The sequence below is a fragment of the Parabacteroides merdae ATCC 43184 genome (assembly GCF_025151215.1).
GTDB lineage: Bacteria > Bacteroidota > Bacteroidia > Bacteroidales > Tannerellaceae > Parabacteroides > Parabacteroides merdae.
In genome coordinates this window covers 529,891-544,620 of record NZ_CP102286.1, presented here as the reverse complement: position 1 = coordinate 544,620, position 14,730 = coordinate 529,891, and the positions used below count along the sequence as shown (strand labels likewise).

General features: G+C 47.7%; 14 protein-coding genes. 9 read left to right on the top strand and 5 right to left on the bottom strand.

Features of this window, described 5'->3' with window-relative positions; genetic code table 11:
• Nucleotides 1–58 precede the first annotated feature (58 nt).
• The gene (locus NQ542_RS02140; protein WP_005640102.1) at nucleotides 59–604 is read left to right on the top strand and encodes a DJ-1 family glyoxalase III; all 546 of its coding nucleotides are present in this window, start codon (nucleotides 59–61) and stop codon (nucleotides 602–604) included.
• Nucleotides 605–857: 253 nt separating this feature from the next.
• The gene (locus tag NQ542_RS02135) at nucleotides 858–1,799 is read left to right on the top strand and encodes a DMT family transporter (RefSeq protein WP_005640097.1); all 942 of its coding nucleotides are present in this window, start codon (nucleotides 858–860) and stop codon (nucleotides 1,797–1,799) included.
• A gap of 127 nt (nucleotides 1,800–1,926) precedes the next feature.
• On the opposite strand, the gene NQ542_RS02130 is transcribed toward NQ542_RS02135, so the two are convergent.
• Complete coding sequence (locus tag NQ542_RS02130) at nucleotides 1,927–2,850, bottom strand: 1,4-dihydroxy-2-naphthoate polyprenyltransferase (protein ID WP_005640093.1); 924 nt, start codon at nucleotides 2,848–2,850, stop codon at nucleotides 1,927–1,929.
• A gap of 65 nt (nucleotides 2,851–2,915) precedes the next feature.
• Here NQ542_RS02130 and NQ542_RS02125 point away from each other — a divergent pair, with 65 nt between their 5' ends.
• The 4 genes from NQ542_RS02125 to NQ542_RS02110 all read left to right on the top strand — a co-directional run bounded on the left by NQ542_RS02125 (nucleotide 2,916) and on the right by NQ542_RS02110 (nucleotide 5,025).
• Nucleotides 2,916–3,320: a hypothetical protein gene (locus NQ542_RS02125; protein WP_005640091.1), complete on the top strand. Its 405-nt coding sequence runs from the start codon at nucleotides 2,916–2,918 to the stop codon at nucleotides 3,318–3,320.
• Nucleotides 3,321–3,433: 113 nt separating this feature from the next.
• Nucleotides 3,434–3,640: a hypothetical protein gene (locus NQ542_RS02120; protein WP_005640088.1), complete on the top strand. Its 207-nt coding sequence runs from the start codon at nucleotides 3,434–3,436 to the stop codon at nucleotides 3,638–3,640.
• 32 nt (nucleotides 3,641–3,672) lie between these two features.
• Nucleotides 3,673–3,882, top strand: coding sequence for a hypothetical protein (locus NQ542_RS02115; protein WP_005640085.1), 210 nt, complete (start codon nucleotides 3,673–3,675; stop codon nucleotides 3,880–3,882).
• 201 nt (nucleotides 3,883–4,083) lie between these two features.
• Nucleotides 4,084–5,025 (top strand): calcium/sodium antiporter, encoded by a 942-nt coding sequence (locus NQ542_RS02110; protein ID WP_005640081.1) that lies wholly within the window; start codon nucleotides 4,084–4,086, stop codon nucleotides 5,023–5,025.
• Between the two features lie 8 nt (nucleotides 5,026–5,033).
• Here NQ542_RS02110 and NQ542_RS02105 read toward each other — a convergent pair whose 3' ends face one another.
• The 3 genes from NQ542_RS02105 to NQ542_RS02095 all read right to left on the bottom strand — a co-directional run bounded on the left by NQ542_RS02105 (nucleotide 5,034) and on the right by NQ542_RS02095 (nucleotide 9,289).
• The gene (locus NQ542_RS02105; protein ID WP_005640079.1) at nucleotides 5,034–6,329 is read right to left on the bottom strand and encodes an NCS2 family permease; all 1,296 of its coding nucleotides are present in this window, start codon (nucleotides 6,327–6,329) and stop codon (nucleotides 5,034–5,036) included.
• Nucleotides 6,330–6,340: 11 nt separating this feature from the next.
• Nucleotides 6,341–7,057 (bottom strand): nucleoside-specific channel-forming Tsx family protein, encoded by a 717-nt coding sequence (locus NQ542_RS02100; protein WP_005640076.1) that lies wholly within the window; start codon nucleotides 7,055–7,057, stop codon nucleotides 6,341–6,343.
• A gap of 186 nt (nucleotides 7,058–7,243) precedes the next feature.
• Nucleotides 7,244–9,289: a M13 family metallopeptidase gene (locus tag NQ542_RS02095; protein ID WP_005640074.1), complete on the bottom strand. Its 2,046-nt coding sequence runs from the start codon at nucleotides 9,287–9,289 to the stop codon at nucleotides 7,244–7,246.
• Between the two features lie 196 nt (nucleotides 9,290–9,485).
• Between NQ542_RS02095 and NQ542_RS02090 the strand changes: the two genes are divergently transcribed.
• The gene (locus NQ542_RS02090) at nucleotides 9,486–11,024 is read left to right on the top strand and encodes an alpha-N-arabinofuranosidase (RefSeq protein WP_005640072.1); all 1,539 of its coding nucleotides are present in this window, start codon (nucleotides 9,486–9,488) and stop codon (nucleotides 11,022–11,024) included.
• A 159-nt stretch (nucleotides 11,025–11,183) separates the two neighbouring features.
• Nucleotides 11,184–12,095 (top strand): nucleotidyltransferase family protein, encoded by a 912-nt coding sequence (locus NQ542_RS02085; RefSeq protein WP_005640070.1) that lies wholly within the window; start codon nucleotides 11,184–11,186, stop codon nucleotides 12,093–12,095.
• 549 nt (nucleotides 12,096–12,644) lie between these two features.
• Here the strand turns inward: NQ542_RS02085 and NQ542_RS02080 are convergent.
• The gene (locus NQ542_RS02080) at nucleotides 12,645–13,931 is read right to left on the bottom strand and encodes a DcaP family trimeric outer membrane transporter (RefSeq protein ID WP_005640066.1); all 1,287 of its coding nucleotides are present in this window, start codon (nucleotides 13,929–13,931) and stop codon (nucleotides 12,645–12,647) included.
• A 127-nt stretch (nucleotides 13,932–14,058) separates the two neighbouring features.
• On the opposite strand from NQ542_RS02080, the gene NQ542_RS02075 reads away from it, so the two are divergent.
• Nucleotides 14,059–14,730, top strand: a complete 672-nt coding sequence (locus tag NQ542_RS02075; protein ID WP_036724202.1) for a peptidylprolyl isomerase — start codon at nucleotides 14,059–14,061, stop codon at nucleotides 14,728–14,730.

The window sequence follows — 14,730 nt, the reverse complement described above, 5'->3', positions numbered from 1 at the left end:
GATTTATGAGCAGTTGATAAATCATAAATTATAAATCATAATTCATAAATCATAAATCATGAAGAAAGCAATTGTATTCTTAGCGAACGGTTTCGAAGAAATGGAAGCCCTGGGGACTGTCGATATTCTGCGTCGCGGTGGAATCGAAGTTACAACTGTTTCCATCACAACCGATCCGGTTGTCATCGGTGCACACAATGTTCCGGTCACAGCCGACACGACATTGAACAATGCCCTGTTAAATGATGCCGATGCCCTCATTCTCCCCGGAGGCATGCCGGGTGCATCGAACCTGAACGATTCGGAGACCGTCAAAGAAGCATTGCTCGGACAATACCGCGAAGGCCGTATCGTAGCTGCAATCTGTGCCGCTCCTATGGTATTGGGCGGACTCGGCTTGTTAAAGGGCCGCAAGGCGACCTGCTATCCGGGTTTTGAACCGAAGCTGATCGGTGCGAACGTCACCGGTGAAGCCGTTGAAGTCTCCGACAATGTGATAACCGGCAAAGGCCCCGGATTAGTCATGAATTTTGGCCTCGCCCTGGTCGCAGCCATCAAGAACGATGCGGTTGCGGAAGAGGTTGCCGCAGGGTTGCTTTTGTAAGAAAAAGATCAGTCCACATTGATAGAAGGTGTCCTAAAAGCCCTTATTCCCATCTTTGGTGTGAGAACAGGACTGTTTTGGGGCACCTTCCATCTTTTACTAATTGCAAACATTCCGTAACAATACCGGAGTATCGTCCTCCTTTACCCTTTATATTCCGATACCATATAAAAGACACCGAGCGCAAATTTTGGTGCAAATGTCCGTTTCGACTACCTTTGCATCAGTTTTATCAAAAAGAATACGCAGTACGATGAATAATTTAAAAGGATTTGCCTTTGGTATCTTGACATCCGCAACCTTCGGGTTAATCCCGCTGTTTACCTTGCCCCTGATGGCAAAAGGAATGCAATTCGATTCCATCCTGTTCTACCGTTTCCTGTTCGCGGCATTGGCCCTGGCAGGTATTATGGCCGCAAAGAAAGAATCTTTCCACGCAGACAAGAGAGATATCCCGGTATTAATATTGTTAGGTTTTTTCTATACGGCCTCCGCCATGTTCCTGTTCTGGGGATACAATTTTATGTCGGCGGGGATCGCCACAACGCTGCATTTCACCTATCCGGTATTCGTAACGCTTATCATGCTGTTGTTTTTCCGGGAAAAGACATCCTGGATTACCTTGATGGCGATCGTTTTGGCAATCTGCGGGGTGGCACGTCTTTCGATAGGTGAAGAAGAAATAAGACTGAGCGCATTAGGTGTGTTCATCGTGCTGCTGTCGGCCCTGGGATATGCGCTCTATATCACGACCGTCAATAAATTCTTAGCCGGGGGATCAACCTCCAGGCTAAAGATGGGTGGACGCAAACTGACCTTCTATGTATTCATTGTCAGCACGGCTCTGTTTGCCATCAAGGCGGGAACCAACCAGGGTATCCAACCGATTCCCGACAGCATGTCATTTGTCAATCTGATACTGTTGGCGATCGTTCCGACAGTCATCTCGAATATCACCCTCGTGCTTGCCGTGCACAATATCGGCGGAACGCTTACCGCCGTATTGGGCGCCGTAGAACCTATCACCGCCGTATGTGTCGGGATATTGGTTTTCAGCGAGCCTTTCACCCCCAATCTGGCAGTAGGCATCCTGCTTATCATCATTGCTGTAACGATGATTATCCTGTCCAAATCGATCCAGGGCACATTACGGAAATTATACAGGAAAGCGGCCCATTTTCAGGTTTCGAAATAAGTCCTTACAATCGGCGTCTTACGTTTATAGTTCTGAGAGCTTGCGATTAAAGTATCGCAGACTCTCAGAACTATAAGTGCGGGCCGACGGTACTTACTCTTGCAAGAGAGAATCTACGGCAGTCCGGCTACAGACTCGATCCCACATATACGAATAAAAGGGAAAGGACTGCCGCAAAAAGAAATACATTGCGTGCCGTATGTCCCAATGTACGGTTTAACGCCCTTCCTTCCAGTGTAAGCAATTCCCGTGTCGTGTAAAAGCAAAGGGCGAACAGGATCCCGAATAAAAACAGAATCCACCAAGGAGCATCCAGAACAAGCGGGAGAACCAAGAGAAACGCCACACATTCATTCAAAATATAAAACACCCGACCGAAACGGCGACCGAACAAAACGATTGTCGTCCGTTTGCGGGCAGCCTTATCCTGCAGGTAGTCCCGGTAATTATTGACAACTAAGATATTCACAGACAAAAGCCCCAAGGCCACAGATAGCAAGAAAGACAACAAGGAGAAACTCAACGTCTGTATATAGTAGGTGAAACAAACCGGTATAACCCCGTAAAACAACAATACGCAGACATCTCCCAGTCCGTTATAAGCCAAAGGAAAAGGACCGGCAGAATAGGCCAGCACACATATGGCGATCGCAAGTCCCACCCATATCAGCCGCCAGTCCGCAAAACAGATCAACAACAAACCGGACAAGCAAGCCAGTCCCAACATGGCGAACGTACCTGTCAGCATGGCTTTCGGAGTGATCCAGCCTTGCGCCACCGCTCGCTCCGGCCCTAACCGATCCTCCCGGTCGGCTCCCTTCTTAAAATCGAAATAATCGTTCGCAAAGTTACTGGCTATCTGGGCGAAGAGAGCCACGAGGAGGCACAATACTGCCGGTGTTATATCGAACATCCCGTCATAATAGGCCAATGCGCACCCCAATAAAACCGGACTGACAGAGGCCGGCAAGGTCCTGGGACGTGCCGCCTCCACCCAAGCCCCAGCAAGAGATTTTTTATCTTCCATATCTGTTTTCAGCATAATTTGCATGCAAAAATAAAAACAAAAAGGGCACATATTTGTTTTTTACGCAAGAATTCATATATCTTTGTAACATGAAGAATTTTCTATTCATATTGACCCTACTATTCGGAATGTTGCTTTTTGTACCCGAAGACGTACAGAACAACGATACTACACTTGATTTACAAGTGCAGAAAGAGGCTGTTATGATAGAAAAAGGAACAGCTGACATGCAGCATAACCTGGAAATACTCAGCAGCGACTTGAAAGGTTGCAATTGCCTGACACCTCGCAGAAGCATCCAGAATGTCAGCAATACTTTAAACATACGATTACTGAAGATCGAAGAAAAGGCAATCCAGTATTTTCGCTTGAAAGAAATCAATCTTCTCCGGAAAGTATCCGAAGAGGTAACAATATGTCAGACCATTAACTTTTCAACCCTCCTTTGCCGCATGGGATACCATGTGTATGGCCTGCGGAAAATCATTATTTGATCGTAAGTGAATAATCTCTGATTTCGTATGGGATATGAATTCCATACCGTTTCTTTTATTGCATTTTCCGAAATGCGAACAATTTTATTATTCACTTAAAAAATCAAATAATTATGTCTACTAAAAAGAATAAATTCAGTATCTATATTTATGTCGTTATTACTATTATCGGTTGTGTACTCGCTTGCAGTTCCATCGTTCCGAACGATTATCTGAAACTGGTAGTCGTCATGGGAGCCCTCGGTGTAGGCTTGTATGGCATCATGAAAGGCCTTAGCACTCCTTCCACAACGGAAGAAACAGCCAGCCCCGAAAAATAAAAGATCGTTTCACAGCCTAAAAAAATACAGACATGAAAATAAATAAAGATCTTGTGGATGCAACTATGATGTTGTCATTCATTATCTTGGTATTAATCGGAACAAGCGACTTCTCCAATATGTTATTAAAAGAGATAACAATGGGTAGTCTTGCCGTGCTGAGTGTAGCGATGATTGCTTTACGGTTCATTCATATGCGGCAGGAAGCCAATAGTCCGAAGGATGAAGAATACGAATATTAAAGAATAATTCCTAACAACCCTAACTGAATGTCTATTAGCTTCCTGTTGTTTACTTCGTGGTGATCTCGAGGTTTTCCGAGGTACGTTTTTCTGCCTATAAAACAACTTGCTGTTTACTTGGTTACGGCAAATATTCTTTGCCGGGATAACAGGAAGCAAGACATTTTAATAGATTAACAAACGAATAAGGAAAAAAGGGCTATGATTACAAGTTTGACGTTATTGATTCTCTCGCTGGTAGCGCTTTACATAGGGGCCGGTTGGTTAGTTCAGGGGAGTTCCGCTTTAGCTCTCAAAGCCAAAATTTCACCTTTGGTGGTCGGTCTGACCATCGTTGCATTCGGGACAAGTGCCCCCGAACTGGTAGTAAGCCTGAACGCCACGCTCAGCGGACAAGGCGATATTGCGATCGGAAACATCGTAGGTTCGAACATATTCAATATTGGAGTCATATTAGGAGTTTCGGCAACCATTTGCCCGCTTCAGGTAAAAAAGCAATTACTCCGAATCGATATCCCGGTCATGCTGGCCGCAACCGTACTGTTCACCATCCTTTTCTGGAACGGGACATTGGGGCGGACGGAAGGGCTTTTCTTTCTAACAGGTATTATCATTTATACAATATTCAGCCTCTTCTACTCCCGCAAACATGGAACAGAAGGGTCGAGCCAGGAACTCGAAGAACAGCCTAAGCACTGGGCTGTCGATACGCTGGCCATCGTCGGGGGTCTGGTCGTCTTGGTATTTGCCTCTCGATTATTGGTGGACAATGCCGTTTCCATCGCCAAAGAGCTTGGTGTGAGCGAAGCAGTTATCGGGCTTACGATCGTCGCAGCCGGAACAAGTATGCCGGAACTGGCAACATCCATTGTTGCCGCTTACAAGCGTAAAACGGATATTGCCATCGGGAATATCGTCGGCTCAAACTTATTCAATATACTGACCATAGCCGGCTCTTGCTCGCTTATACATCCCATCGAGGCCAAAAATGTAAACTACATCGACCTACTGGTCATGTTGGGCATATCCGTCCTGCTCTTGCCGCTGGTGAAAAGCGGGCAAAAAATATCCCGGACGGAAGGATTCGTCTTGATTCTCTTCTATGTGATTTACATGTTCTGGTTACTTCGCGACACACTCTGACAGAGTATTCATGCAAAAATAAATTTCAAGATGAACAGGGCTGCCAGCACATACATGGTAGGGCTTACCTCCCTATGTTTGCCGCATCCTAACTTGACCAGTACATAGCACAACAATCCTAAAACCATTCCGTCGGCAATGGAATAGGTCAGTACCATCATGATCATGGTGATAAAAGCCGGAAGCGCTTCGGATATGTCATCCATATCGACTTTTGTGATAGAATCCATCATAAACACCCCGACCAGTACCAAAGCCCCCGTCGTTGCCGCACTCGGAATCAGCAGGAACAGGGGAGCAAAGAACAAAGCAAGCAAAAACAACACACCCGTCACCAGCGAAGTGAACCCTGAACGTCCGCCTTCCGCAATACCGGAAGCACTCTCCACATAGGTGGTAATCGTAGAACTTCCCATCATGGACCCTACCGTCGTACCGATCGCATCGGACATCATTGCCTCCTTTACGTGGGGAATCTGTCCGTCTTCTTCCATAATGCCTGTTTTCGAAGCCAGGCCGACCAGTGTACCGACCGTATCGAATATATTCATAAACAGCAAGGTAAAGATGACGATTGCCATATCCAACGTAAAAAACTCATTGAAATCAAACTGGCAGAACGTCGGAACCATCGAATGAGGAATGGAAACAGGCAGGAACCCATCCGGAATTTCCGTCACTCCTAACGGAATACCGATCAACGTACAGATCAGAATGCTGTAGAACAACGCTCCCTTCACTTTCCTCAAGACCAGGATACCGCTCAACAGAACCCCCACCATCGCCAGGATCGAAACCGGAGTGAACGGTCCGAACATCACGAAAGTCGCCGGATTCGGAACGATGATGCCGGCATTCTTCAAACCCACAAAAGCGATGAACATGCCGATCCCCGCCGAAATAGCGAAGCGCAGGTTCATCGGTATGCTATTCAAGATCACCTCCCGGACGTTCAGAAACGTAATCAGGATAAAGATCACCCCCTCCACAAACATCGCTGTCATAGCGGTCTGCCAGGAATAACCCATGCCCTGCACCAACGTAAAAGCGAAAAAGGCGTTCAGTGCCATACTGGGAGCCTGGGCAAAAGGCAGCTTTGCCATAAAAGCCAGCAGCAAGGTAGCGAGGGCCGAAGCCAAAGCGGTTGCAGTAAAAACAGCGCCTTTGTCCATCCCTGTCGTTGCCAGGATAGAGGGATTGACAGCCAGGATGTAACTCATTGTCAAGAACGTCGTAATCCCGGCAATGATCTCCGTGCGCAATGCCATTGTCTGTGGGTCGAACCCAAGTAACTTCTTCAGCATTTCCAATCTGATTAATCGAATGACCACTTAATCGCCAGTGTCGGAATAGCATAAAACCCTTTACGTGCACCGAAATTCTGGCTCAACTCTACCTCACTGCCGACACTCAGCTTGAACTTATCATCAACATGTTTTAGCTTGTTAAGATTCACCCAGAACTGCGGTTCGGCCAAGAAAATAAAGTTCCGGTGACTACCGTCCGCATAATCGGTCCGTTCCCTCCACCAGTCTGCGAAACCGCTGAACGTGCAAAGACCGTTCTTGACAAAATGAACATACCAAGTGCCTGTCAACTGGAAGTTGTTGGGTTCCCGATGTTTCTGGATATATTTATACATAGCGGTAAGCGTGAAACCTTTCGTAAAATCCGGATTATTCCAGGTATAGGTTGCACCGCCAAGATAGGCGTTATTATAGGAGAAACTGTTCGATGCTCCCCCGTTATATTCGACATGTATGGAAAAAGGAGGTTGCCAGAAACGCAGTTCGCGGGCAATCTCCCAATAGCCGGCTGCAACTCCTTTGCTGGTATAATCCATGTCGACAAAAAAATAGGTACTTCCCCATTTATCCGCTTTAAACATTTCCACCGTCGAGGTCAGCACCGGACGGCCATGTAAGTCCTTGTCATAAAGAGCACCTCCGAAATCATAATGTAACTGCACATTTTGCGCTTTCCCGTAACAAACAATCGCCAGCAAAGCCGCCAGCACAAAGAGCCTTCTCATCTTATTATCCTAAATTGTTAAAGTGTTAAAGAAAGATGCAAAGATACATAAAATTAATTTTACTTTTACTTCTCTCATTCGTTTGTCAGGCCAGCTAAACAGATCTGATTTGTATTAAATAAAAATATCCTGATGCAAAATGAATTACATCAGGATATTTCTAATGACAATATAGCTGTCAGGACTCTACCAGATCACCACCCGGTCAGCCGGCAGCATATACATCGGTTCGCCTTCTTTGATATCGAATGCGCTGTAGAAAGCATCAATGTTGCGAAGGGCGGCATTGACACGCCACTTGCCTAATGAGTGCGGGTCGATCTTGGTCAGACGCAGGATTTCTTCGGGACGGATATTCTGTGCCCAAAGATTGGCGTAGCCCAGATAGAAACGCTGTTCATTGGTAAAACCGTCGATCGGGGCCGGTGTCTCTTTTCCTTCCAGAGAATTGAGATATGCTAAATGAGCGACCATCAGCCCCCCCTGATCGGCAATGTTCTCGCCCAAAGTGAAACGTCCGTTGGCATGAACGCTGTCCACAACAATGATATCACTATATTGCTGAGCCAGACGGTCGGCACGTTGCGTAAAGAGAGCGGCGTCTTCGGCTGTCCACCAGTCACTCAGATTGCCTTCCTTGTCATAGTTACGTCCCTGGTCGTCGAATCCGTGAGTCATTTCGTGGCCGATCACGACACCGATAGCACCATAGTTCACGGCATCGTCAGCTTCCGGATTGAAGAAAGGAGGTTGTAGGATGGCGGCAGGGAAACAAATCTCGTTCGTTGTCGGGTTGTAATAGGCATTCACCGTCTGCGGGCTCATTCCCCAACGAGCCTTATCGACCGGTTTGTCTACATCCGCCAACATATAATTGACCTCAAAGATATTGGAACGGCGTACGTTCGCCCAATAAGAATCATTCTTGATCTCCAGACCGCTGTAGTCGCGCCAAGTGTCGGGATAGCCGATCTTGACGATAAAAGCAGCCAATTTCTCCTGCGCCTTCGCCTTAGTGGCATCGCTCATCCATTCCAGGCTGGAAATACGGTCACCCAACGCTTTCTGCAAGTCACCGACCATCTTCAACATCTTTTCTTTGGAAGAAGCCGGGAAATATTTAGCCACATACATCTGGCCGACAGCTTCCGACAGGGCACCGTTTACCGTAGACAGGGCACGTTTCCAGCGTGGCTGCTGCTCTTGACGGCCGGACATCGTCTTCCCATAGAAATCAAAATCGGCAGCGACAAACGGATCACTCAGGTAAGGAGCGGCAAAACTAAGCAAGTTGAATGTCAGGTAATATTTCTGTTCATCCAAAGTCGTATTCTTCATCAAGGCAGACAGACCTTCATAGAACGAGAGCTGTTTCGCATCCAGATATTTGATATCCATCATCCCCATACTTTCGAAATAAACATCCCAGTTTAACAGATCGTTCTTAGCCTTGAAATCTTCGATGGACATCTTATTATAGTTCTTTTGGGAATCGCGCAGGTCTTCACGGCTGAAAGAAACTTCGGCAATGCCCCTTTCTATCTTCATGATCGCATTGACGGCGGCATCGGCCTGTTCGGGAGAACTTCCGATCAGGGTAAACAAACGGGTAATATAGTTCTTATAGGCTTCGCGCATTTTTTGGCTGCTTTCGTCTTCCAGCAGGTAATAATCGCGATCTCCCATACCCAGTCCAGCCTGGTATAACTGTACGATATTCATGGAACTGTTCTTTTCATCGGCTCCGACATACAAGGCGAAGAAAGGAGCCATCCCCTCCTTATGCAAGGTAGCAACCATCTTGGTCAGTTCGTCCTTCGTTCCTAACTTGTTGATTTCAGCAAGCTGGTCTTTGATCGGGGCATAACCGTCTTCATTCAGTTTCACGCTGTCCATCCCCATCGCGAACAACATACCAATCTTCTGCCCGACGCTCCCCTCCTGCCCGGGTGTCTCACTGAGACCTTCGATAAGAGTACGGATCTGTTCCTGATTGTTATCCCTGAGCTGGTCGAATGTACCGAAACGGGCATATTCCGGTTTCAGCGGATTATTCTTCATCCAACCACCACAAGCATACTGATAGAAATCGGTCCCCGGAGCCACAGCCGTGTCCAGGTTGGCCAGGTTGATAGCGTCATTCTTTGCAGCCTCCTTCACAGGAGTTTTGCTGCACCCCACCATTGCGGCCATTCCAGCGGCAACAAGCGGTATTACCATTAACTTTTTCATTTTGTTCAACGTTTAATCATTCATTTTATCCGACAAAGGTACACAAATTGAGGCAAATAGTAATATCTTTTTCTTTTTATAATTTCGTTCATAAGTGTATTTTATATACTTTTGTCCTCAGGAAAATACTTATAACCTATAATTTTATATCATGACATAGCTTTCATTCAAACAAAACATAGTAAACGAAAATAACATGAAAACAGTATTAGTAAGCCTAATGGCAGCCGCCACACTGCCCCTCTTCGCCCAGAAAGACGCGAGCATCCGTATCTATCCTGAGCAAGGAAACCAACAGATCAGCAAACATATCTACGGCCAGTTCGCCGAACACCTCGGGACCTGTATCTATGGCGGGCTTTGGGTCGGCCCCGAATCCGAAATACCCAATACACAAGGCTATCGGAACGACGTGCTGAATGCCTTGAAAGAACTGAAAATCCCCAACCTCCGCTGGCCGGGCGGCTGCTTCGCCGACGAATACCACTGGATGGACGGCATCGGCCCGAAAGAAAACCGTCCGAAAATGGTGAACAACAACTGGGGCGGCACGATCGAAGACAACAGTTTCGGTACGCACGAGTTCCTAAACCTCTGCGAACTGTTAGGGTGCGAACCTTATATCAGCGCCAATGTCGGTAGCGGGACCGTCGAAGAGATGGCCAAGTGGGTCGAATACATGACTTCGGAAGGCGACAGCCCGATGGCCCGCCTGCGCCGGCAAAACGGACGCGACAAAGCATGGAAAGTCAAATTCATCGGTGTCGGCAACGAAAGTTGGGGATGTGGCGGAAGCATGCGCCCCGAATACTACGCCGACCTCTACCGCCGTTACTCCACCTATTGCCGCAACTACGACGGCAACCGCCTTTTCAAGATTGCCAGCGGAGCCAGCGACTACGACTACAACTGGACGGAGACGCTGATGAAGAACGTCGGCGGCCGCATGGATGGCATCTCCCTGCACTATTACACGGTCACGGGATGGAACGGAAGCAAAGGATCGGCTACGAATTTCAACAAGGACGACTATTACTGGACGATGGGCAAATGTCTCGAAATAGAAGATGTCGTCAGGAAGCATATCCAGATCATGGACAAATACGACCCGCAGAAGAAAATCGGCCTGATGGTAGACGAGTGGGGAACCTGGTGGGACGAAGAGCCGGGCACGATCAACGGCCACCTGTACCAGCAGAACACCATGCGCGATGCTTTCGTGGCAGCCCTCACTTTGAACGTATTCCATAAATATACCGACCGCGTCCGGATGACCAACATCGCCCAGATCGTCAACGTGCTCCAATCCATGATCCTGACGAACGGCCCGAAGATGTTGCTCACGCCAACTTATTATGTTTTCCAGATGTATAACGTGCACCAGGACGCCACTTTCCTGCCGATGGACTTGATCTGCGACAAGGCCAAAGTGCGCGGAGGCCGAGAAGTACCGATGGTAAGCGCTTCCGCCTCCAAAGACAAGAACGGACGTATCCACATCTCTTTGGCCAATGTAGATGTCGACAACGCCCAAAGCATCACCCTCGACCTGCAAGGACAAAAGATCGGCAGCGTGAAAGGACGTATCCTGACCTCCGCCTCCATCAATGACCATAACACCTTCGAGAAACCGGATGTCGTAAAACCGGCAACCTTCGACGGTGCGAAAATCGAAAAGGGACAGCTCAAAATCGACCTGCCCGCCAAGTCTATCGTCGTACTGGAAGTGAAATGATGCTATGATTTATGATTTTTGATTTATGATTGAACATGGTGTTGTCTATGGTATCAAGTCAGGAGCAAACGAATAAATCATAAATCATAAATCATAAATCATATTTATTTCCTACTTTTGCCCGAAGAAAACAAAAACACTATATAAACTTAGAAGATTATGAAACCTACATTATTCTTATTGGCTGCCGGAATGGGAAGCCGTTATGGAGGCTTGAAACAATTGGACGGACTGGGTCCTAATGGTGAAACAATCATGGATTATTCCATCTACGATGCCATTCGCGCCGGTTTCGGCAAACTCGTTTTCGTTATCCGCAAAGATTTCGAACAGGATTTTCGCGACAAAATCCTCTCCAAATATGAAAGTCACATCCCTTGCGAACTGGTATTCCAGGCATTGGACAACCTGCCCGAAGGATTCACCTGCCCGGCAGAACGTACAAAACCGTGGGGCACGAACCATGCCGTCATGATGGGAGCTGACGTGATCAAAGAACCGTTTGCCGTTATCAACTGCGATGACTTCTACGGACGCGACTCTTTCCAGACAATGGGTAAATTCCTGGCTGCCCTGCCTGAAGGTTCCAAGAACGTATATTCGATGGTAGGTTTCCGCGTAGGCAACACATTGAGCGAAAGCGGTACGGTATCACGCGGTATCTGTAGTACAGATGCAAACAAGTTGTTGACTTCGGTTGTCGAACGTACTAAAATCCAGCGTATCGACGGAGAAGTGAAATACATCGACGACAACGGCGAATGGACAGCTACCCCCGACACGACTCCGGTAAGCATGAACTTCTGGGGCTTCACTCCTGATTACTTCGCTTACAGCCAGGAATTCTTCAAGACTTTCCTGAGCGATCCGAAGAACATGGAAAACCTGAAGAGCGAATTCTTCATTCCGCTGATGGTTGATAAATTGATCAATGACAAGACGGCTACGGTCGAAGTACTGGATACCGCCAGCAAATGGTTCGGTGTCACCTATCCGGAAGACCGTCAGGAAGTGGTAGATAAGATCCAGGCATTGATCGACGCAGGCGAATATCCTGCTAAATTGTTCTAAGCGAACAAGATCAGATCCAATAAATAAGAATCCCCACAGTGCTCTCTGTTTCACTGTGGGGATTTTATTGTTCACTATGATAATAACTGTTACTTTTGGCTTGACCCAAAAGTAACCAAAAAGTCAAGGCTTAACCGTCCGGTCTACTCCGGGCAAAGGTTCCGCTGTCGCCTGCGAAACTCGCCTCGCTCAAACAGCGCAGGCTCCGGCCGCTCCACCTTTACCCTCCGCTTGACAACCGTCCGCATAGGCCTTTCCAAGAAAGCTCCGCTTTCTCTTGGGATGGCCGATACCATCTGTTATATAGGTGTCGGTATCGGCCATCCTCAAAGAGCCGTCAGGCTCTATATCCGGCCTAAGCAGGTGAGCGTTAAGCGCAGAGACTGGAGTGAGCGTCCGGAGCGTCTGCTGTTTGAACGAAGCGAGTTTCAGACGCGACAGCGAACGAAGGGAACGGAGTAGCGAGCCTGCTTAAGCCTTGATCTTTTGGTTACTTTTGGATCAAGCCAAAAGTAACAGATAAATCATCATTTAAAGGCTCTAATCTTCTTAGAAACTATACTGTACCGCCAGATTCACCCGGTTCGCATGACGTGTGTCACCGTTGAAATCCGTACGCCAGCCGCGCAGATATTCGGCTCCGGCCTGCAGGTCGGACGTGATGTTCCAGAAAAGCGTGGCGTTCAGGTATTGTCCGTAGCGGTACTGGTCGGAAGCAGTAACAGGATAACCATCATGGCTATACAAGCGTGACTGCCCATATGTGCTGGTAATAAACACTTTCGGAGAGAAATTATACTGCATGCCGGCAAACCAGCCCATCATCGGGAGCACCTGCATCTTCCCTTCTTTTTCAGGATTCGGGACCACATCGACATTCAACATGCTCATGTCGTTCAGGAACTGCCCGATACCTTTGCCATACACACCCTGTCCATAGACCTGCAAACGATTCGTCAGGTTAAAAGTGGCAGAAGCCAGAACACCCCATCCGATCTCCGATTCCGCTTTGCGGGCCGTCAAATCATCGTAGGTCATGCTCCTGATAATAGCCGCAGCCCGGAAATGGCTTTTAGGGTTCCAGCCATACTGCACGTAGACCGGGAAGTTCGGCATCCGCTGCTTGGCAATACTGACATGCTCGTTTGTCAGCCCGTCCACAACCGGCATTTCCACACCGATACCGGCTTTCAAACCTTTGGCGAGCGCATGTTCGTAACGGATCTGTGTGGCATGATAGATCGACATCCCGTTAGGACCGGCAAAGTCGATCGTGGCAGGCACATTGCCCAAGTCCATGAACGAACCATAATCGTAACCCGCCGTAAAGCCTCGTGCCGACACATAAGCATTCCTCAACTCGAATATCTTGCCGCTTCCACCGCGGAAGTTACCGGCCGTATACACCACGAAATCGCCCAAGAGATCCGTATGCCCGACCAGCTTCAGGAAGATCGTGCTCGTAGTGGCGTCCATCTGGAACTGGTTCCGTACATACGACTGTCCTCTGCCGGGAATCAATGCCGGGTAAAAGTCGATATTATCGGAAATACCGCCAAAATCATATTCGGCTGCCAGTTTCACATATCCTCCGATACCGAGAGCAAACTTGCCTTTCCGGTCTGTCAGCAGGAAACGGGGCGCTTTCGGTTCGTGGAAACGGGGATTCTGTGACGCATTCATGATCCGGATAATCTCATTGCCCGCCTTATCGATCGTGACGAACATGACGGAATTCGGTTCTTTATCCTCAACCACAACTTTCTGAGCCTGGGAATGGGTAGAAAGCAATCCCATTCCGAGCAGTAGAACTGCGCTTTTCAACAATGTTTTCATAAATATGCTTTTTGTTTAGATGAATTACCAACTTGAACAGATGCCAACGGAAAAGGTTGTGTCAAATGATTGCTTTAACGAGTAAATATCACTATTTTTGTTGCCATAATACAAAAATAAGATGAAGATGAAAAAGCTGTTTGCTATATGTTTAGTGGCCCTCTCGGCTCTGATATCCGTCCATTTGCAAGCGCAAGAGGTTGAAACGCTGGTACTGATCGACACCGATATGGGAAAGATCAAAGTGAAACTTTTTAACGACACGCCCCAACATCGTGATAATTTTATCAAAAATGTGAAGGAACACCGCTATGACGGACTGTTGTTCCACCGTGTCATCAAACAATTCATGGTACAGGCAGGCGACATTAATTCCAAAGACGCCCCGATGGAACAGCACTTAGGTGACGGAGATCTGGACTACACCATTCCGGCAGAGATCGTCTACCCGAAGTATTTCCATAAACGCGGCATGTTCGCCGCCGCCCGTACAGGCGACGAAGAGAACCCCGAACGCGCCTCGTCGGCCACCCAGTTCTATATCGTAACCGGCAAGTTCTTTACGGAAATGGAGCTAGACAAGATGGAGAAGGAACAAGGCATCACCTTCACCCCCGAACAACGCCAAGCCTATATGCTGGAAGGAGGCACGCCCCACCTGGACGGTAAATACACGATTTTCGGCGAAGTCGTAAGCGGCATGAAAGCAGTCGACAAGATCCAGTTCACCGAAACGAACGCAGACGACCGTCCTGTCAAGAACATCAAAATCAAGTCAATGAAGATAGTCAACAAATAA

What these genes read in the sequence shown, in the direction of transcription:
- NQ542_RS02115 (WP_005640085.1), top strand. Translation starts at nt 3,673, where the DNA reads ATGAAAATAAATAAAGATCTTGTGGATGCAACTATGATGTTGTCATTC.
- NQ542_RS02075 (WP_036724202.1), top strand. Translation starts at nt 14,059, where the DNA reads ATGAAAAAGCTGTTTGCTATATGTTTAGTGGCCCTCTCGGCTCTGATA.
- NQ542_RS02095 (WP_005640074.1), bottom strand. Translation starts at nt 9,289, where the DNA reads ATGAAAAAGTTAATGGTAATACCGCTTGTTGCCGCTGGAATGGCCGCA.
- NQ542_RS02105 (WP_005640079.1), bottom strand. Translation starts at nt 6,329, where the DNA reads ATGCTGAAGAAGTTACTTGGGTTCGACCCACAGACAATGGCATTGCGC.
- NQ542_RS02100 (WP_005640076.1), bottom strand. Translation starts at nt 7,057, where the DNA reads ATGAGAAGGCTCTTTGTGCTGGCGGCTTTGCTGGCGATTGTTTGTTAC.
- NQ542_RS02110 (WP_005640081.1), top strand. Translation starts at nt 4,084, where the DNA reads ATGATTACAAGTTTGACGTTATTGATTCTCTCGCTGGTAGCGCTTTAC.
- NQ542_RS02125 (WP_005640091.1), top strand. Translation starts at nt 2,916, where the DNA reads ATGAAGAATTTTCTATTCATATTGACCCTACTATTCGGAATGTTGCTT.
- NQ542_RS02080 (WP_005640066.1), bottom strand. Translation starts at nt 13,931, where the DNA reads ATGAAAACATTGTTGAAAAGCGCAGTTCTACTGCTCGGAATGGGATTG.
- NQ542_RS02135 (WP_005640097.1), top strand. Translation starts at nt 858, where the DNA reads ATGAATAATTTAAAAGGATTTGCCTTTGGTATCTTGACATCCGCAACC.
- NQ542_RS02130 (WP_005640093.1), bottom strand. Translation starts at nt 2,850, where the DNA reads ATGCAAATTATGCTGAAAACAGATATGGAAGATAAAAAATCTCTTGCT.
- NQ542_RS02085 (WP_005640070.1), top strand. Translation starts at nt 11,184, where the DNA reads ATGAAACCTACATTATTCTTATTGGCTGCCGGAATGGGAAGCCGTTAT.
- NQ542_RS02090 (WP_005640072.1), top strand. Translation starts at nt 9,486, where the DNA reads ATGAAAACAGTATTAGTAAGCCTAATGGCAGCCGCCACACTGCCCCTC.
- NQ542_RS02120 (WP_005640088.1), top strand. Translation starts at nt 3,434, where the DNA reads ATGTCTACTAAAAAGAATAAATTCAGTATCTATATTTATGTCGTTATT.
- NQ542_RS02140 (WP_005640102.1), top strand. Translation starts at nt 59, where the DNA reads ATGAAGAAAGCAATTGTATTCTTAGCGAACGGTTTCGAAGAAATGGAA.